General features: G+C 46.0%; 12 protein-coding genes. 5 read left to right on the top strand and 7 right to left on the bottom strand.

Annotation, left to right across the window (positions count from 1 at the left end):
* The first annotated feature begins 60 nt into the window (after window positions 1-60).
* On the top strand, window positions 61-3,264 hold the full coding sequence (locus tag KTO58_RS07075; RefSeq protein ID WP_157753137.1) for a sensor histidine kinase: 3,204 nt from the start codon (window positions 61-63) through the stop codon (window positions 3,262-3,264).
* 12 nt (window positions 3,265-3,276) lie between these two features.
* Window positions 3,277-4,059: a response regulator transcription factor gene (locus tag KTO58_RS07070; protein WP_095840052.1), complete on the top strand. Its 783-nt coding sequence runs from the start codon at window positions 3,277-3,279 to the stop codon at window positions 4,057-4,059.
* A 603-nt stretch (window positions 4,060-4,662) separates the two neighbouring features.
* Here the strand turns inward: KTO58_RS07070 and KTO58_RS07065 are convergent.
* The 3 genes from KTO58_RS07065 to KTO58_RS07055 form a co-directional block, all read right to left on the bottom strand.
* The gene (locus KTO58_RS07065; RefSeq protein ID WP_095840053.1) at window positions 4,663-5,862 is read right to left on the bottom strand and encodes an EndoS/ChiA family endoglycosidase; all 1,200 of its coding nucleotides are present in this window, start codon (window positions 5,860-5,862) and stop codon (window positions 4,663-4,665) included.
* A 363-nt stretch (window positions 5,863-6,225) separates the two neighbouring features.
* Window positions 6,226-7,980 carry a cellulase family glycosylhydrolase gene (locus KTO58_RS07060; protein WP_095840054.1) on the bottom strand — a complete coding sequence of 585 codons (1,755 nt, stop codon included), beginning with the start codon at window positions 7,978-7,980 and terminating at the stop codon, window positions 6,226-6,228.
* A 30-nt stretch (window positions 7,981-8,010) separates the two neighbouring features.
* Complete coding sequence (locus KTO58_RS07055) at window positions 8,011-9,498, bottom strand: glycoside hydrolase family 30 protein (RefSeq protein ID WP_225860104.1); 1,488 nt, start codon at window positions 9,496-9,498, stop codon at window positions 8,011-8,013.
* Window positions 9,499-10,322: 824 nt separating this feature from the next.
* On the opposite strand from KTO58_RS07055, the gene KTO58_RS07050 reads away from it, so the two are divergent.
* From KTO58_RS07050 to KTO58_RS07040, 3 genes are read left to right on the top strand one after another with little or no spacing between them, the layout of a single operon-like run.
* Window positions 10,323-13,799: a SusC/RagA family TonB-linked outer membrane protein gene (locus KTO58_RS07050; protein WP_225860103.1), complete on the top strand. Its 3,477-nt coding sequence runs from the start codon at window positions 10,323-10,325 to the stop codon at window positions 13,797-13,799.
* A 9-nt stretch (window positions 13,800-13,808) separates the two neighbouring features.
* Complete coding sequence (locus tag KTO58_RS07045; protein WP_095840057.1) at window positions 13,809-15,170, top strand: RagB/SusD family nutrient uptake outer membrane protein; 1,362 nt, start codon at window positions 13,809-13,811, stop codon at window positions 15,168-15,170.
* Window positions 15,171-15,181: 11 nt separating this feature from the next.
* Window positions 15,182-16,588 carry a TlpA family protein disulfide reductase gene (locus KTO58_RS07040; RefSeq protein ID WP_095840058.1) on the top strand — a complete coding sequence of 469 codons (1,407 nt, stop codon included), beginning with the start codon at window positions 15,182-15,184 and terminating at the stop codon, window positions 16,586-16,588.
* Between the two features lie 65 nt (window positions 16,589-16,653).
* Here the strand turns inward: KTO58_RS07040 and KTO58_RS07035 are convergent, their stop codons facing one another.
* From KTO58_RS07035 to KTO58_RS07020, 4 genes are all read right to left on the bottom strand, one after another.
* Entirely contained in the window at window positions 16,654-16,983 is a 330-nt protein-coding gene (locus KTO58_RS07035) for a hypothetical protein (RefSeq protein WP_095840059.1), read from the bottom strand.
* Window positions 16,984-17,069: 86 nt separating this feature from the next.
* On the bottom strand, window positions 17,070-17,510 hold the full coding sequence (locus KTO58_RS07030) for a MauE/DoxX family redox-associated membrane protein (RefSeq protein ID WP_157753138.1): 441 nt from the start codon (window positions 17,508-17,510) through the stop codon (window positions 17,070-17,072).
* An 18-nt stretch (window positions 17,511-17,528) separates the two neighbouring features.
* Window positions 17,529-18,872, bottom strand: coding sequence for a serine/threonine protein kinase (locus tag KTO58_RS07025; protein WP_095840061.1), 1,344 nt, complete (start codon window positions 18,870-18,872; stop codon window positions 17,529-17,531).
* A gap of 440 nt (window positions 18,873-19,312) precedes the next feature.
* A complete protein-coding gene (locus KTO58_RS07020; RefSeq protein ID WP_095840062.1) occupies window positions 19,313-20,284 on the bottom strand; it encodes a helix-turn-helix domain-containing protein in 972 nt (323 codons plus the stop codon).
* Window positions 20,285-20,321 lie beyond the last annotated feature (37 nt).

Genomic DNA, 20,321 nt, shown 5'->3' with positions numbered 1-20,321 from the left:
TTTTCCAAAATGTTACAGGGGCCGGGAAGATGAGCCGGTCTGATATTAACCAGTGTGTTATTGAGCGTCAAGGTATTGCATACGAATCTACGCCGACCCGGTGTCACTACAAGGAGCATCTTCTTATTACTCCTGTTATTGTTATGTACTTATTTATTGCAGGCTCAGCCTTACTATTTCCGTCATTACCAAGTAGAGAACGGGCTTTCTAATAATACGATCAACTGCAGTGCGCAGGACAAGAAGGGATTCCTATGGCTGGGGACGAAGGAAGGCTTGAATCGTTTTGACGGTTACCGTTTTAAGCTCTTTACGCTGGAGGATACGGCGACGCATGCATTGACGCGGGATTTGATCTATTGTCTTTTTGTAGATCCGAAAGGGACTTTATGGGTGGGTTCCCAGAAAGGGTTGTACCGATATGATGAGGGGAAGGAACGGCTGGTAAAGTTTATCGAAGGGTTGCCGGAGATCAAAACTATTACGATGGACCGTAGTGGGCAGTTGTGGTTTATTTCGGATGTGACGGTATGCCGGTACAATTTCGAGGGGAACCGGGTGACGGTTTTCCCGGCCCGTCGTTTTTTTGCGGCGACGACGTTGTGTATGTCTGCCGATGGGGATATGTGGTTTGCTTCACTGGATGGGCGGATACACCGGTATGACAGCAGCCGTGGCCGATTTGACCCTTATTCTATATTTGACCATTCTCCACCTATTACTTCCTGTTGGGTGAACCGGATGTTGCCATCGGGGCCGCATTCGTTGTTCATCGGTACTTTTTGCCAGGGGGTAAAAGAGTTTGATACGCAGACGGGGCGTTATACGGATGTGTTGACTTACAACCCGGAAAAGACGACCATTTTTGTACACGATATCATCCGATATTCGGAGCGGGAGTTCTGGTTTGCCACTGAGTCGGGGATTTTCATACTGGATAATGAGCGGCGGGAGTTCCAGCATTTGCGTAAGCAGGCAATGGACCCCTACTCTATTTCGGACAATGCGGTGTATACGCTTTGTAAGGACCTGGAAGGTGGGGTATGGGCCGGCACTTTCTTCGGCGGGGTGAACTATTATGCGCGGCCATATACTCCTTTCCGGAAATACTATCCTAATTATCAAAGTAATGCGATCAGTGGTAATGCGGTGCGGGAGATCTGCGAGGACCGGTACGGACAATTGTGGATCGGTACGGAGGATGCAGGTTTGAACCGGCTGGACCCTGCGACAGGTCATATTACGCAGTTCAAGCCGACCGGTAGTGCTTCGAGCGTGGCTTATTATAACATACACGGCCTGTTGGCTGACGGGGACGATCTCTGGATAGGGACGCATGAGCATGGTCTGGATGTGATGGATATCCGGACGGGTAAGGTAAAACGGCATTATGTAGCCGGCGATCGTCCGGGGCAGCTGCATAATAACTTTGTGCTGTGCCTGTTGAAATCTTCTGACGGGCAGTTATTTGTAGGCGGGGGTACTACGCTTTATCAATATTTTGCTGCCGGAGACCGGTTTGAGCAATGTCCGGAGATACCTGGTGGTATGATCGTTTCAGCGTTGCTGGAGGACCGGCAACATACGATCTGGGTGACGACCTTTGATCACGGTGTATTTTACTTTAACCGGCGGACGGGCGCCAGGGGACAGTTCCTGAACGATCCTGCTGATCCATATAGTCTGCCTATCAATACATTGAACGCTATCTGTGAGGACCAGCGCGGGGATATTTGGTTTGCGACGGAAGGCGGTGGGCTTTGCCGGTTGACACCCGGCAGTAACCGTTTTATCCGTTATACTACTAAAGAAGGGCTGCCCAGTAATTACATTTTCAAGGTACTGGAGGATGATAATCATACGCTTTGGCTGGGTACGTCCAAAGGGTTGGTGCACTTTAACCCGGACGGCAACCAGGTGACGGTATATACCAAAGCCAACGGATTGCTGAACGATCAATTCAACTACAGCTCGGGGTATAAGGACCGGCGAGGGCAGTTGTATTTCGGCAGTACCAAGGGGATGGTCTCTTTTCATCCCGATCAGTTTATCCCTAATAATTTCCATCCGCCAGTATATATCACGGGTTTCCAGGTCGATAATAAGGAGTTGACGGTGCGGAAGGACAGCCAGCTGTTGTCGAAGTCTATTATCTGTACCAAAGAGATCGTGCTGCCTTATGACCAGTCGTCGTTCAGCCTGGATTTTGCAGCGCTTAGTTATACTTCTCCGGAGGTGACCGCCTACCGTTATATGATGGAGGGATTGGATAAAGAGTGGACAACCATTGCATCTAACCGAAAGGTGTATTTTACCAAGTTGTCTCCCGGGGACTATACTTTCCGGGTGCAGGCGGCGGTAAACGGCTTCTGGCCAGCAGAAGACCGGTCGCTTCGAATCAAGATACTACCTCCTTTCTGGCGTACAACATGGGCTTATTTATTATATACCCTGTTGGTTTTGGCGATCTGTTACCTGCTGGTACGTAATTATCACCGGCGGACGCAGATCAAGAAGGAGAAAGAGATCTACGAAGCGAAGATCGACTTCTTCACCAATGTGGCACATGAGATCCGGACACCGTTGACACTTATCAAGGGTCCGTTGGAGAATCTGCTGGAGCATGTACCTACGACACCTGATATAGAGGAGGATGTGCTGATGATGGAACGTAATACCAACCGGCTGATGGCGCTTATTACGCAGATACTGGATTTCCGGCAGACAGAGATCAAGGGATTCCGGCTGGACCTGGCGCAGGTCAATATAAATGAGATATTACAAGGTACATTTATCAATTTTACACCTTTAGCGAAAAAGCGTTCTTTACAATATGAGATCGAACTGCCGGCTGAGCCTCTCTATGCCGCCGCTGATGAAGATGCATTACAGAAGATCATCAGTAACCTGCTCAGCAATGCTGTAAAGTATTCTACCGGTGCGGTAAAGGTGGTATTATACCCTGCATTATCCGGTACTCCTCATTTTGTGATCGAGTGTTGGAGCGATGGCAACCAGATACCTGCGGAGATGGCGGAGAAGATATTTGAGCCATTTTTCCGGCTGAAGGAAACGATACGACAGAAAGGCACCGGTATTGGGCTGGCATTGGCCCGCTCGCTGGCGCTCTTACATAAAGGAGAATTATATCTGCGTACCGATGCGCCGGAAGGCTGGAATGTATTTGTATTGACCATTCCCATGGAGGCTACCGGCGTGCGGTTATCATCACCAGATGTGACATCCCTGTATGATCATCCATAAAACCTATTATCTATGTTACCAACTATACTACTTGTCGATGACGAAGAGGAAATACTGGAGTTCCTGGAGCGTATACTCCGGTCCAAATATACTTTGCTGAAAGCTGCTGACGGGAAACAGGCTTTACAGGTACTGGCTACTGCGGCAGTACAGCTGGTGATCTGTGATGTGATGATGCCGGAGATGGATGGATTTGAGTTGTGCCGGTTGATCAAATCGGACTTTGAGCATTCTCATGTGCCGGTGATCCTGCTGACGGCTAAGAATACGCTGCAAGCGAAGATTGCCGGGCTGGAGCTGGGTGCGGATGCTTACATAGAGAAGCCATTTTCTAAGGAGCATCTGCAGGCGCAGATTGCCAGTTTGCTGACCAACCGTAATATGATACGGGAATACTTTTCCAGTTCTCCGCTGGTGCATATCAAAAGTATGGCACATACGAAGGCGGATGAGCGATTCCTGGAGACGCTGCATGAGACGATCTCCCAGCATATGGAGGATGTGGATCTGAATGTAGAGCAGCTGGCGAGGCTTATGAATATGAGCAGGGTGACGTTGTACCGGAAGATAAAGGCGGTCTCTGATCTCAGTCCGCTGGAACTGATCAACCTGATCCGGTTAAAGCGGGCGGCGGTATTGCTGGCGGAAGGTGAGCATCGTATTTACGAGATATCGAACATTATCGGCTTCAGCTCTCAAAGTAATTTCTCCCGTAATTTCCAGCGGCAGTTCCATATGACACCCCGTGATTATGTGCAGTTAAAGCAGGATGAGCGAAAATTTCATTCCTCCTGAGCGAGAGCCACTTTAGTCCTTTGAGGAAAGTAGGTAGCTGGGTATCCATATGCTCCAGATTACTATAGATCTCTCGTTTATATAGCACGCATCCTACCTGTTTGACGGGCAGGTAGTCAGTCAACTGTTTCATGAGCAAGGCTTGTCTCCGGACGGTGGTGCCATAGGTGATAAAAGCTCTCATCTTATCCGGCCGTACTGTTGCCGGTGTTTCGGTCATAGTTAAGGTGGTTTTTACATATGGACGATATACTATGTTGTTAATAAAAATAGGTGGCTGCGGGAGACTGACATAATGCGGCGCTGAAGACTAACTAAACATTATCATATTTTGCTACTTTGGGTATAGGAATGATATACCCTAACTACAGGAAAGGTGGACGTAAGATATACCAGGCTTGGGGCTATATCAACTGGCAATGCACACCTACTTCCTGTGAGTGTTTAGATTAATGCATTAAGATGCAACGATGATCCGGATGGCCATGCCGTTAACTGGGCCCCTATAGCCCCCGTACCCTTTCTCTCCTTTTTTCTCCCCCCTTATTCTTTTTTGTTTTCACCTGATATTGACATCTGTCATGCCTTAATAGTGTGTTGGTATTACTGGATCTTTACGGAAGATACCTGGTCATTGGCGTTGGGACTCAGGCTTGTAAAATTGGGTGTATCAGCCGTTAATGTCCAGGAGGTGCCTGTGAAATTGTCGTGTTGATACATAATTACTTTACGACCGGCGGGTATCTTGACGGAGGAGGCCCAATCGTTTGCTACCCCTTTGGCCTGTAGCTGGGATAAGGTATAATTACCTGGCGCGAGTGCCTGCGAGGCGGTGCCACCATAGTTGATATCCTGATAGAAGGTTACACCGGAGGCAGCAGGTTTGCCGGTGATCACCTTGGTGATGGGAAATCCTTGAGTATAGTCTCCTCCGAGATCGAAGACCATGATACCACCTTTTGTACCCTGGGTGGGATTCCAGTTCACGCATTTCTGTACGTTGGCCGCGGTACTGGTACTTCGGAAGTTCTTTTCTGCGGATATGCCGAACAGTACCTGCCCGGCTGGTACGCCTGTATTGATAATTGAGGTGAAGGTTAATTGATTGCTACCGCTGGAGACTGACCAATAGTCCATAGTAGAGACGAAATCGTAAACACCGGGGGTATTTTTCAACACATCGTAACCCGAGGTTTCGTATACTACTGCGGAGAGAAGGGCATTGGTGCCTGAGCTCGGACCGAAATATTTAGCCAGGCTGTTAACGGCCTTGTAGGTGTTTGCGTCGACCGGACTACCTTCTATGTCGAGGTCGATGCCATCCAGTTTCCATTCATCCAATACTCTTTTCTTTACGGCTCTGGCGAAAGCGTCGTAGTCGAGGTTAGCCGGTGCTTTGGTCCAATCGTTGACGAATAATGACAGTATTACTTTGGTACCTTTGGCCTGCAGCAGGTGTGCGGTGTCGATGATCTTATCCCAGTCTTTGCGGGGGCCGCTTATGGCGAGGCCTATATCGAGGGCGGCGGTACCGGTATCGGGGTGGATGCCACCTGCGAAGAGGGCTAATACATTGACGGAGGAGGGGATGTCGCGTAGTGCCATCTCGTCGTCGTTACCGGCGTATGGGAGCCAGTAGGCCATAAATTTGGGGACATAAGGTGTACGTGGAGCGGCAGCTATTGCTTCTGTCCGGGCATTGTTGGATGTGGAAGGGATGGTATCTTGTACCAGGTCCTTCCGGCAGGCGTTGAAAGCGATTAATGCCAACAGCAGCAAAAGTGCATTTGATTTGATTTTCATTGTCTTTTTACGAGTTTGGTTAAAGATAATAACGGACACTATTAAGGATGACAGATGTAAAAGTAAAGTGGGGCTGTCAGCCGTGCGGAAATGGCTGGCCAGCGATCCGTTAACGGGCGTTTATTTTTTAACGTGGTTTATTACGTCCGTTATTATAAAGACGATCATCTTTTTAAAATGGATACCTGGGGATATAAAAAACAGGATATGACTCACAAAAGACTCTCTGACGGTCTTCCTACTCTTATTGGCGCTTTGCTTATTGGTGCTGGTGCACAGATTGCCAAAATATAGTTTAAAAGAAAGCAGCCGTCATCCCAAGGGTGACGGCTGCCTGTTTACATAAGCATAGGGTACTTCCTATTATTTGAATCGGATCTCTTTAAGGGTGAACCCGCCGGTTCCGATCAATATTCTAATTGTTTGTTTGCCTTTCTTCAGCTGCATATTTTCCAGTGTTACTGTTTGCCAGTCTTCAGGGCCTTTGGCGGCTGGTATTGCTATTTCTTTGGCCAGTTCGGTGTTGCCTGTTGACAAGGTTACTTTACCCGGTTTTTGTCCGCCGGTGAGCAGTTCTATGGTATAAGCGGCATTTGCCGGTACGTCTACTGTGTACTGTAGCCACTCTCCTGCTTCTGTATCTGTGATATAATAGCTTTCGTAACGGCTTTCTTCTTTCCGGATGTCTACGCCGTCGTTGCGGTAGGTACGCCCCCGGTTGCCACCACTTCTTTGTCCGTTGGAGATATGATAATCGGCGGTATCTGTATCAAAATAGGCGACGCCGTTAGGTCCCAGGTCATAGTCCACGGCTTTAAGGGTGTATCCTTTTGTGAGGCGGTGGTTTTTGAAGGGGACAGCGGTGGGGTTGAACGGTTGGCGGATCATGGCATCGATCACATCCCGATGTACGATGTTACTGCGGATATTAGTGTATGCTGCCAGTTCGAGCAGGCCGCTGTAGGCATTGCTTTCTTTGGGTTTATGTTTGGACTGTCCGCTCCAGTAGGCTACGAGGTCGTCATAATTGGGATTGGAACGGATCTGCAGGGGATTATTGGCGCCCAGTTTTTTGAGCGGCCACCATGCCCAGCCTATCTGGTGGGATTCGAGGAGGCGGATCGCTTCTGTGAACCAAACGTTGGAGTTTTCTCCTGTTTCGCCCAGCCAAACGGGTACATTGTATTTTGAACGGGTTTCGAGTATGTGACGGATGGAGCTTTCGTCGTTGTTATTCCAGTATTTGTGATAGCTCAGCACCATGTTATCATCCCAGGTGGGGAGCATACCGTTATAGTTATTTCCCCATGCGTTGCCTTCGATAATAATGATATGTTTTTTATCGACAGAGCGGATGGCGGCGGTGATTTCCATCAGCAGTTTACGCAAGGGCGCATTCTTTTGTTCTTTTTGTCCGTTGCGATCGTTTTTATCTTCGAAGCCCCAGTTAGGTTCGTTGATCAGGTCATAACCAGCGATACCGGGTTCATTGGCGTAGCGGGACGCCAGTCGTTTCCAGAGGGCGATGGTCTTTTGCTGATTGGCTTCGCTGTCCCAGAGGGAGGGTTTGGAAGTATCGCGATCGGAGATGTTGAGGTCGTTGCCCTGGCCGCCGGGGGTGGCATGCAGGTCGAGGATGAGATACATATTGTTGGCTTTACACCAGGATAGGAGGCTATCGGTGAGGGCGAATCCTTTTTCCAACCATGTTTGTTGCCCCCGTACCGGTTCTTTTTCGATCGGGAGGGTATATAGGTTATAGTGCATGGGGAGGCGTACGCTGTTGAAGCCCCATGCTTTAAGGGAGTCGATATCTCTTTTGGTGGTATGGTTTGCCAGCCAGGTGTCATAGAATTCCTGTGTTTGTTTTTCTCCGATGAGGTCCTTGATTCTTTCGCGGATCTTGTGTTGCTGGCCATTGCTATTGATACGTAACATGTATCCTTCCTGCAGCATCCAGCCACCGAGGCCGATACCGCGGAGGATGACCGGTTTGCCGGTCTCATTCACTATCTGTTGATCTTTTGCTTTGAGGAATCCCTGGCTATGGCTTTTAGCCGGCAAGAGGGCTAGTAGCGCCAGAGAAGCGACGAAGCAGCTTATTTTGAGTAGATTCATGTGATTAATATTAACGGTTTCCGTATTTCATTACCAGGCATAGGTGGCTACTGCGCCAGCATCCAGTGTGGTGTTCAGCGTCTGTGTGCCCCATTTGATGGTGAAGGGTTTGGCTTCATTTGCTGTGTTAGCGATAATGAGGACTTTTTTACCATCGGGAGTTTTGAAGGCTACGTTTGACAGATGATCTGTTACATTGGATGCGATACGGACAGACCCAGGTCTTACGAGTTTGGAAGCATGTGCGATGACATAATAGGCCAGGTTGCGGGAGACATCGTTGCCGATGATGGTGATGGCACCCTGACACATGGGGCATCCTCCTCTGTCGGTGAATGGTTTATTGTCCTGGTCGGCGGCCAGGTTCCACAGGAGGACGTTACGGCTCCAATTGCGGATGGCACCGATGAGTACACGTTTGACCTGATGGGCAATGCGGATGGTACGGCCGGTGGTATCGGGATTATCCCAGTAGTCACGTTCTATGACCATTTGTTCGGTGAAATAGAGGTGGCGATCGGGATGGGCGTCATGTACATCTGACAATGCGGATATATCGCCACCATAGAGGTGGAATCCGGAGCCATCGATGTATTTTTTTGCCTGAGGGTCATCTAGGATGGAGATGGGATAATCCGGGCGGTCGGCGTTATGATCGTATATGATGATCTTGGTGGAGAGTCCGGCTTTTTTGAAAGCGGGGCCCAGGTGTTCTTTTATAAAGGTGGCCTGGTCAGGAGCTACCATGAGCAAGCTGGGATTATTACCCGGGTGGAGGGGTTCATTCTGTATGGTGATCGCATCGATGGGGATGCCGGTGGCGGCCATTTCTTTGATATATTTCACCAGATATTTGGCGTAGGCGGGGTAATATTCCGGTTTGAGTTGTCCGCCGCGGGTATCGTTATTGGTTTTCATCCATGCCGGCGGGGACCAGGGTGACCCCAGTACTTTGATGGCGGGGTTGATGGCCAATATTTCTTTCATGACGGGGATGACATCTTTTCGATCGGGTCCGAGGTCGAACTTGGCCAGGGCGGTATCGGTTTCACCTGCTGGCAGGTCGTCGTAGGAGAATACCGTTTCGTTGAGGTCGGAGGCTCCTATGCTCAGGCGGATGTAGCTGATACCGATGTTATTAGCGTCGGTGCGGAAAAGTTCATCGAGGATGTTCTTCCTTTTGGCTTTATCCATGCGGATGAGGTGCATGGCGCTTCCCTGGGTGAGTGCATAACCAAAGCCGACGATATCCTGATAGGAGGTTTTATCATCGACGGTGATCACATTTTGCAGGGCGGGTTGTTTACCGAATGTCAGCGGCGCCTGTTGTTGGAATAAGGCACTGCGATCGGCGCGGGTCAGCCATTCGTTCACGGGCGTACGTTGCTGAGCAGACATGTGTAAACATGCCCCCAACAACAGCACCAAACTTGTTGCTTTTTTGTTATTCATCTGCATCTTAGTATAATATTTCTCTGGTATTCCGTCATACTTGCTGACGATGTTTTTGTCCGTCAAGCTGATAATGTCCCCTATTTCACGGCGATAAAAGTAGGGAACCCAATACAGATCTGCAACCTTTCTTACTACATCATTCCTACTACAGATTGCTACAAAGTAATGAATATCAATTCGTTTAACTACTTCATAGGCACTACAAAGCAGTAAGATAATTTTATTATGAGGGAGGAATGGAGGGATTTAGCGAGATATACTGGGGTGCGTGCCAGGTGGCACTGACCCTGAGGATCTTTTATAATTTTTTGATGACGACTGTTTTGGGGGAAGTGGAGATAATGATTCAGCTAGCGGTTTTTGCCGCCGGGAATGGTCATGTTTTCGAGGGCAGGTTCGGAAGAGGCGGTGATGGAAAGCAGCATAAAGAGGCAGGGATACCATGTGTACTTGAACATAAGAAATATTTTTTGGTGATTTTATGGAGGTCAAATTGGGGGTTCGGTATAACAATATAATAAAAATAACGGCGGATGTGGCAATTCTACATTCAAAATACTGATGCCAATTATCATTTTAAATATCGGCTCATTCGTTAGCGATGTGATGTGACGGCCGGCTTTTTTTGTTCAAACATCCAAAATGACTGTTACTTCGAATATAGGTATTGGTATTAGGTTTACCAGCAGCCCAAATTAAAACCCTAAACATATTACTTCTAATTATATTAGTATGTCCACTCAACATTTCGAACTTTAGGTTTAAGTCATGTAGTCCTCGATTCTGAGAGGTGTCTCATGGTCTGTTAATTATGACCACATATACTAAATCCCGAGACAGCGCACAGAGCAAGCAACATCCAATATCAATCGCCAAAGCTTCCCTTGATGAGACCAATTTTACCCTCTTTATGGTTACTATGCATTGCTTTGTTAGCATTCAACATTCCGGTATCGGGCCAGCAAAAAGATGTCATTGTCAGCTTAGTCATGGATAAAGCGACCTACCGACAGGTATTTGAGCGGATCACTGCTCAGACTGGGTTGCAGTTTTCCTACAGTGACCGGTTCAATCCTGACGAGCAGGTCAGGGGTGCGCTCGTAATGGGAAATATCAAATTAAGGCAGGCTTTATATCTGCTGATAAAAAAGCAGCGCAAGCTTGATTTTGAGATCAGTGGCAATACCATTTACATCGATAAAAAGCCGGTGCCAGCTGTCAGCGTTCCGGTTGTTCAACGGGAAGAGCTGTTGGTCATTACTGGCATTGTCACTGACAGTACAGGAATGGCTTTGCCGGGAGCTACCATCAGGGTGATTTCGGACAATTCCGGCAAAGGGGTGACTACCGATATAGACGGGCAATTCCGTATCAGTGGGATATCTAAGTCGGCTCGGCTCGGTGTTTCTTATACTGGTTATCAAACAGCGCTTACGGATATCCCGACTTCGGGGTACCTGCATGTCAGGTTAAGTCATAAGCGGGTAGGTATGGGAGAGATAGAGATCGTGTCGACGGGGTATCAATCCATTCCGAAGGAGCGGGCTACCGGTTCATTTGTTGGGATCAACAACGGCTTATTCAACAGGCAGGTATCTACCAGTATTGTTGACAGGCTGGAAGGGATTGTCAGCGGTCTGCTCTTTGCGAAAGCGGGAACATTAACTGGTAATGACGCGGTGATGTCCATACGCGGAAGAAGTACCCTTTTTGCGGCCACCGCCCCATTGGTCATACTGGATAACTTCCCGTATGACGGCGATCTGCGTAATATCAATCCTAACGATATACAGTCTGTATCCATATTAAAAGATGCGGCAGCGGCTTCCATATGGGGTGCCAGGGCTGGCAATGGGGTGATCGTATTTACTACGAAGCGAGGGAAATTACAGCAACCTGTTCAGGTCACCTTTAACAGTAATCTTACGATCGGCGAAAAGCCCAACTTGCACTCCGTGCCACAACTGACCTCTGCGGAGACGATCGATCTGGAGAAGCAGTTATTTGACAAGGGGGTGTACGACGGCACGATCAGTGTTCCCTATTTGCCCATTTCCCCTGCTGTCGCCATCTTCAGTGATCTGAAAAACGGGAAGATAACGGCCGGAGAAGCGGACCGCCTGATCAATCAGCTGAAGGAAGTGGATGTGAGGAAAGATCAGAAAAAATACTTTTACAACACCAGTGTTAATCAACAATATTCTATAGGTGTGTCAGGAGGGACGGCCATTCATAATTATTATGCCTCCGTCGGGTATGACCGGAATAACAATAGCATGGTCAACAATAAATATGAACGTTTTACGATCAATGTAAACAATACTAACTACTTCCTTAAAAACAGGTTGGAAGTTAGCACCGGTATTCTACTGACGAAATCCAAAACTACGAGCGGCAATAGTTATTTACCCGGCAGCCCTTATGAAAAAGTCGTTTCCCCGGAAGGAAAAGCATTGGCAGTAAATACGACCTCTTATCGCAAGTCTTTTCTTGACACGGTAGGCGCCGGCAAATTACTGGACTGGACCTACAAACCGGTGGATGAAAGGGATTTCGGTGCGACAGAAGATGTCACGGACTACAGGCTTAACTTCGGGGCAAAGTATTACGTCACACCAGATCTCAACATTGCCCTTAGTTATCAGTATGGGCGTGGCAATTATTATGTTCTCATTCCGAATGGCCTGAATACCTTCTATACCAGGAACCTGATCAACAGTTTTACACAAATAGATCCTTTTACCGGTAATATTACAAGGCCTATTCCACTGGGAGATATTAACCAGTATGGGAATACAGTGTCCAATGTGCACAATGGAAGAATCCAGGCGAACTATTCAAAAACGATCCATACGGATCATTATATCACGGGCCTTGTTGGATTTGAGGTCAGGGATACTAAGTCAGATGCCAATTCTAGTACTGCATATGGGATAAATAAGCGGAACGGATCTGCCGGACCTGTGGATTATGTCAATACCTATCCGGATTATGTAACGGGACTGATGAATAATATTCCTGGTAGTTTTAGTTACCAGACACTAGTCGACCGGTTCCTCTCCTATTTCTTTAATATGTCCTATACTTATAAAAACAAGTATATCCTTTCGGGAAGTGTGAGGCGCGATGAATCGAATCTATTTGGAGTCAATACTAACAGGAAGGGAGTACCATTGTGGTCTGCAGGTGTGAGTTGGGAAATTAGCCAGGAAGATTTTTATAGCTCTCATATATTACCGTTCCTGAAAGTACGGGTGACAAACGGGTATAATGGTAATATCGATCGTTCTTTATCAGCCTTTACAACTGCCCAATTAGTACCTGGTGCTGTTAACCAGTTCTTGTCACCTTTTTCAGAAATCCGCAATCCTGTTAATCCTAATTTGAGATGGGAGAAGGTGCATATTGTGAACCTGGGAGTTGACTTTGCGTTCAAGAATAATGTACTAGGGGGCACTATTGAATACTACAGCAAAAAGGGCACTGACCTCTTGGCCAATACGCTTACACCTCCACAAGCTGGCATTACAATGTCTAAAGGCAACTATGCGAAGATGCTGACGCAGGGTGTCGACATTACTTTGCTGGCGCGTATCCTGGACAAACGATTTAAGTGGAACAGCGTCCTGCTGACCTCTTTCGTCAAAGACAGGATATTGAAGTATGATGTGAAACAAACGACCAACTACCGGTACATTGCGGCCAATTACAATGACCCTATGGAAGGCAAACCATACTCGGCCATTTTTGCCTATAAATGGGTGGGGCTGGACAAAGAAGGTGATCCACAGGGTTATTTAAATGACAAAGTGTCAAAAGACTGGGCGGGGCTGCGTAGTTCGACAGATCGTACTGATATGACCTATATAGGTCCTGGTAGTCCTTCTGTTTTTGGCGCCTTCAGGAATAGCTTTTCATTCGGGCCGCTCCATCTGTCCTGCAACATCGTGTATCGTCTCGGCTATTATTACAGGAAACCGGTGATGAATAATGCAGCATTGATTAGTTCTTCTATGATCGGATATCGTCAGCCTGACTATAATAAAAGGTGGCAGCAACCCGGGGATGAACTGCATACCAGCGTACCCGTTATCCGGTATCCGGGAGATGATGCCAGAGATGAATTTTACAAATATGCGTCCGTGAATGTAGAAAAAGGAGATCATATCCGCTTGCAGGATATACAATTATCCTATCGTGTCAATACCCAGCGGTTAAAAGGTATCAACGCGCTCAATATCTACGCCTATATAAGCAATCTGGGTATCCTATGGAGGGCTAACAAAAGTGGTATAGACCCGGATATTCTGACCAGTATTGCTCCCGGGAAGACTTATTCATTAGGTATCAAATTAGACATGTAAAAAATTATTATGAGAATAGCAATCGTAGCAGTCTGGCTGTTACTATGTGTAGGTTGCAGGGATAAATTCCTGGATGTAAAGCCGGATTCCAATATTATAAATCCGTCAACAGTAGAAGACCTGCAAAACCTGCTGGACAATACTGGTACGGTCAACAGGTCTCCCAGCCTGGGAACGATCTCGGCAGATGAGTACTATTATGCAGACGAAGCTACTTTTCTCTCTGCACCTGCTCCGGAAAGGAATGCTTATATATGGGCGGCCAATATCTATACCTCTCCTGAAGGAGTAGACTGGTCTATTCCATATAAACAGATATTCATTGCCAATACCGTATTGGATATTATACGATCTATTCCTGATACAGAGAAAGATTTAAGAGAGGGCAAGCTAGTACGCGGACACGCCTATTTTGTAAGAGGATTTGCGTTCTTCAATCTGCTGACCACTTTCTCCAAAGCTTATAACGCCACTACTGCCAGTACTGACCTGGGTATTCCGTTAAAGTTAAGTCCTATTGTGGAAAACATTGAACAGCGTTCTTCTGTCGAAGACAGCTACCGGCAGGTGTTCAGCGATCTTCAAACGGCTATCCGCTTACTTCCGGATGACAGGCCTACACAATATCGTAACAGGCCATCCAAATCGGCGGTCTATGCGTTACTTTCCCGTATCTGTATTTCTATGAGAAGGTACGATGACGCCTTGCTTTATTCCGACAGCTGTCTTTCCCTGTATGACCAGCTGATCGACTACAATACATTAAATCCAAACATCAACGTTCCTTTCAGCCCTGTTAATGATGAAAACATGTGTAGTTATACCCAGCTCAGCTACAATACCATGCTTTCCTATACGGGTTATTATAAAATAAAGATAGACTCGAATATATACAATGCATATGATGGCAATGACCTTCGAAAGAACATATTCTACAAAATCGATCCTATTTCCAAAAAGCCAAGTCTGAAGGTAGGTATGGGAGGAGGTTTGACACCTTATTCAGGACTTGCAACCGACGAAGTGCTCCTGAATAAAGCAGAATGTCTTGCCAGAAAAAACAGGAATGAAGAAGCACTTGCCATTATCAATAAATTATTAAGTAAAAGATACAAATCCGGCACATTTATTCCGATTCCCCTACCTGGTAATATGCTGGAATTGGTATTCAGCGAAAGGAAAAAAGAACTGGTATTCAGGGGGACCAGATGGACAGACATCAAACGGCTAAATTTAGAATCTGCTCCCATTACGTTACGCAGAAAAGTGGGTACACAAAATTATACGCTGCAGCCTAATAGTCCACTGTATATATTACCTATTCCCGAAGGAGAGATCACTACTACGGGTATTAAACAAAACGAGCGATAAAGCAAAAGATTATGCATCTATCAAAACCTGCTTTCATAGCCACCTTCCTGATGGCCTGTATATCCAACGGGCTGTCGGCCAATACGACTATTACGCTCAAATACGCACATCCGCCGGGGGAGGCAACGATATATATCGCGCCGTCGCCGGTGAGCGCAAGTCTTTACGCTTATTCTTCCCAAACGGCCCAACAAAAGGTCACGGTAAGAAATGGCATATATCAATTCCATACTTCGGATATCTCATCGTTACACTATTTCAGCGTTACGGACAGTAATGGTTTCGACAAGCGGATCAACAACCTGATGGTCATGCCGGACGACAGTCTGATCATAGAGGTGGATACCAAAACCATTACGGTATCCGGCAGAGGATCTTCAAAAAACAATGTGCTGCGAAAGCTGGAGGCTATTATCGCCGACTCAGCCTACAGTCAGCTATCTGCTTTTGAAGCGCAGGTATTAAATATCAATGCGGCGTATGTACAAAAGCTAAAGCTGCTAGCCACCTTTAAAGACCAAATCGAAGCAGAGGTCTATGAAGCCATCAAAGCTGCTATTCAGTACCGGACTTACTATCTGCTTGCCAATCACTACCGTTTTAACCTGATCGTACAACCGTCAGCATATAGTGAAATAAAGGCCTGTTATTTAAAATACGGTTTACCGGCCGGTATTGATGCGGTGAGCACCCCCGTATCCATTCACTTGTACGAGTATCTTATATTAAGACAATTCGTTGCCTACCAGATCAACCAGCCGCCTGGTACCGACAGGCAGGATAATATACCAGCCATCTATGACCTCCTTAAGAAAGCCTACACTAAACCGCTGTCGGATCAATTGCTGGTACATTTCCTAAGTAACAGGTACAAAAGTTTTAGTACGGACTCTCTTTTTAAGGATGCACTTGCATATGTCACCACTGCTGATCTGCGGCAATCGCTACTGGCTATGAAGCAAAAATTTGGCAGCGGTAGTCCGGCATATGACTTTAAGTTACAAGATACGAGCGGAAAGTACGTCAGTCTTTCCGCTCTTAGAGGTAAGGTATTGGTTATTGATTTCTGGATAGAGCCTTGTGCACCCTGTATTAAATTGGCGCAAGATCTGAAACAGGTCAGTAACCGGTTGCGAAATGAAAAAGATGTATTGTTTGTCAGTATTTCAGCCGAAAAAAATAAAGAGAGCTGGAAAAGGGTCATTAAAGCCGGGAAACACACTTTTGACGGGCAGTTGATGCTATATACCAATGGTCTGGGAAGTGAACATCCGTTGATCAGTCATTACGGGTACAACGGCTTTCCACAAATATTATTAGTTGACAAGGCCGGGAATGTTATTTCTTCAAGACCCGAACGTCCCAGTGATGAAGGGAAAGCTGACATGTTCATAAAAATGATCCAACAGCATCTATAAACTACTTTCATCTTTATCAAAGGGAAAATACCCTCTTACTCCAGCACGCATAAAAGATATCATCTCTATTGTATAACAAACAATTGATAATTGACCCCATTTCCCCCGGGAGAAGGAATGATCTTGCCGGGGTTCTGCAACATCAGTGTATTCAACTCCGATTTGGAATTGACCAGCTTCGGTAAATTTACCGGTGCTGACGTACTTATAGCATAGGAACACATTGTACCACCTTGCGCACAGGTGCCTTGCAGATATACCGTGGAATTAATCAATTGATACTTACCTTCGTCTGTCTTAACGTAGCGATCTCCACTTTGAGCAGATCCTGCGATAGCAGAGCCCACACCAAAAATAGCTGAAATAGCCAGCAATGATCTTTTAATTCTTTTCATGGTTTTGAATTTTAAGGATGTCCATAAACGACTTTGCCTGTTAAAGGCAGTAGTTCCCCCCTTGCGTAAACGTCCTTGTAGTGCACTTATCTTACGACAAGTGAATGGTATTTATCCTGTCTTCTATATAGTAGAATAGCTATTATACCAGTCAACAGATATGAAATATTGAGATACAGGTGTTGTTTCCAACGCAGGCTGGCGATCAAACCGCCACAGGCACAGGGAATATGCCCATAAAAATTCATTATTACCAGCGACACATATACGGTGAAAACCAGCATCAAACCAACACATAAGTATAAACCTAATAATCTTGTCTTATCAGCTATCAGCAGGGCAGCACCCAGTAATTCCAAAGCCGGGATGAGCCATACCAGCACCGGCGTGTAGCTATCCGGAAAAGGCTGTTTATTCATCTGGGCGACAGAAAGATCAAAATGTATCAGCTTCGAAACGGCTGCATATAGATATAGGCACAGGTATAATGCAGTTACCACATCAATGAGTAAATTTCTTGCTTTCATTCACCTAGTATTTGTTCTTTAATATTTGATCGTATTCATATAGTCAACCAGTCCTTCCTCCAGGCATTGTATGTCCGGCCTGTTATTAACATCAGCTTCCAAACATAAAACAATAGACTCCATCAACATTCCCTCATCCAGCATATCAGCTATCCTGGCACTGTTGACAGTTGCATCACCTGTAATGATCCCAATGGGCGGACGGCTGGTAATGACAAACACACAAAGTGCGGCCAGTGAGTATACATCTTCCTTTACCGAAGGCTTGTCCATCCGGAGTTGCTCAGGCGCAGCATAACCATGTGTCCCCAGCATAAAAGGGGGATCCGGATGATGACGTAGTATATTGTAGGAGAGTTCAAAGTCAATCAAACAGATCGACTCGTCCGGCCTTACGATAAAGTTCTTATCTGTAATATCCCGGTGTACATACCCCCTCTGGTGCAGCTGTTTGATCAGGCGGACTACCTCCAGCAGATAACCGATCAATTGTACCTTTTCTGTGCTGGACAATGCACGCCAGCTTCTATTCCGTTTTATCTGCATTACCTTATCATATAATGACAATCCTTCTATAAATTCCATGACCAGGTAGGCATCCTTCTCTTCGAAATAACTCAATACAGCCGGTACAGGTAATACTTCCCTAAGATCTTCCAGCACTTCCTTCTGCCATAGCAGCCGGTGTTTCATTTCCCGGTTGTGCATGTCATCTACGGCATGTGATAACCCCTGTTTGATCAGGCACCAGCTGAAGGCAAGTTTTCTCATATTTACCGCTTTAAGGACTTCTCCTTTCGCTGATTTGCTGATCAACGCCACCGGTACATAATATTTCCCCAGTATGCGCTTCCGGCTGTTCCTCCTGATCTTTATATTTTTAAGTCGTAATTCGTCTATTGCCGGTTCTATGAACTCTATGTATTCATAACCCGATCCATCCCGTATCTCCACTGTTTTACCAACAAACAGGAAAGGGTTTACCTGAAGGGCATTATACACACTAGGGCCGCTATACAAGCCGAGATCGGCCAATAAGGTGATGAGATGTTGCAGATCAGTATCGTCCAATGCATATATGGAAATCACCTTTCCCACCTCTGTTATCCCAAATATGCCAGCATTCAGCTGGAAATGCCGGACCTGGTCTTTAATGATCCGGTATGGACGGCCTAATTGCCGGAGTAGCGGTAGTATACGGGAGATCAACTCGGGTCCCTGGTTAGCCTTACAGCTCACAAACAGTACCCATTTCTCAAAACGAGGCTCTCCATTTATCACCCAATGTTCAATAACAGATACCTTATCTCCTTCCTTTCTTACAGCGCTTTCGTAGTCATAAAACGGTGTTGTAGCGATCATATCCTTACTATTATGTTACTGTATCTTCAAATGAAAAGGCATAGATATGCTGAAGGAGTGTTGCTCCTTCTTAGTACTTCTATGTAATAATAAAGGGAAAGATGTCTATGTCTGGTCCAATTTATAGGTTAATATACCCCTCCCGGATAGTGCTCGTGGTTGCTGGTATTCCATGACAAAACATCTAAGTTCGCTGTGTAAAGTCATATCATAACAATGGTATTACATTGGCAATAATGTTTATCGTTAAAGTCAGCGGAATAAATCTGATAATCGTAGGATTATAATTAATAGTCGTAATATTCAATACTCAGGCACGGTCTTTATACGTTTTTGGCATCTCATGGCAAGCTGTTTTCTTAGTAATGGTTATTTGAGTCAACGATGTAAAGTTCGATAATAATTTCATATTATCACTATCACACCATATTTTTTGTCGCTCACCCTGATCTGTTCATAAAGAATCGTTTCCGGTAAAGGGCAGGTGTAATACCACTGGCTTTCCTGAATGCACGCACGAAATTACTTTTATCGGGATATCCTACTACTCCGCATATTTCAGACAGGCTGAGTCCTTGCTGCAATAGCGCCTTTGCTTTTTCCATTCTGCGGAATACAATGTATTCATGTAATGGTTGTCCAAATGTACTTTTGAAGGTCTCCAGTAGCTTTGAGCGGCTAAGATTGAATTTGCGTGCGACCATTTCTATTGTTAGCTTTTCTTCCAAATGGTCGTTAATGAATACAGCAATGTCAGACAACGCATTATCGCTATCAGCATATGTGTCTGGTACTATTTTTTCAGACCGGCCTGCATGCCGGTTCACTTCTTTCAACGTCAGAAAGAAAAGCCTGTTGGCAGCAGCTTCCAGGTTAATGCGACCCAATTCTCCCGACTCTTGTATATTGAGTACCTGATGAATCGCTTGATGGACGGTGTCTGATATAGACAACCGTGGCCGGTACTTGCCGCTATCCTGTAGAAAAGAATATTCGCCAGATAATAAAGGATATAGCTCACTCTTTACTTCAAGCAACAAAAAGATATACCGTCCTTCCCCCACGGTTATACGATAGTGAGCATTCGGCCAGAAATTATATGCGACCTGTTCTTCATTAAAGTTCACCATCCCGTTGATTAATGCCCCCTTACCTCGCAACAGATAGCATAGGTGCAGGCTCATGAGACCGGTCACCTGTATCACAGCCTGGCTATTGATATTTAATACGCTATGATTGAGCGTTAGCAGTGAAAGTGTCGCTATTTCACTATCTACACGTCCGAACGGCCCGGCAATAGTAAATGGTAATGCAGAAGGCAGATATTGCCTGGTTGTATTATTGACAGCTCTCTCCGATATATTTTGCAGACTGTCATTTACGATAATCTTCATGCTATTGTTAAGTTTCATTATTAAAACCTTTTTACTAGCAGGATGATGTTATCTG

This window comes from Chitinophaga pendula (assembly GCF_020386615.1).
GTDB lineage: Bacteria > Bacteroidota > Bacteroidia > Chitinophagales > Chitinophagaceae > Chitinophaga > Chitinophaga pendula.
This window is presented reverse-complemented; position numbering and strand designations above follow the sequence as displayed.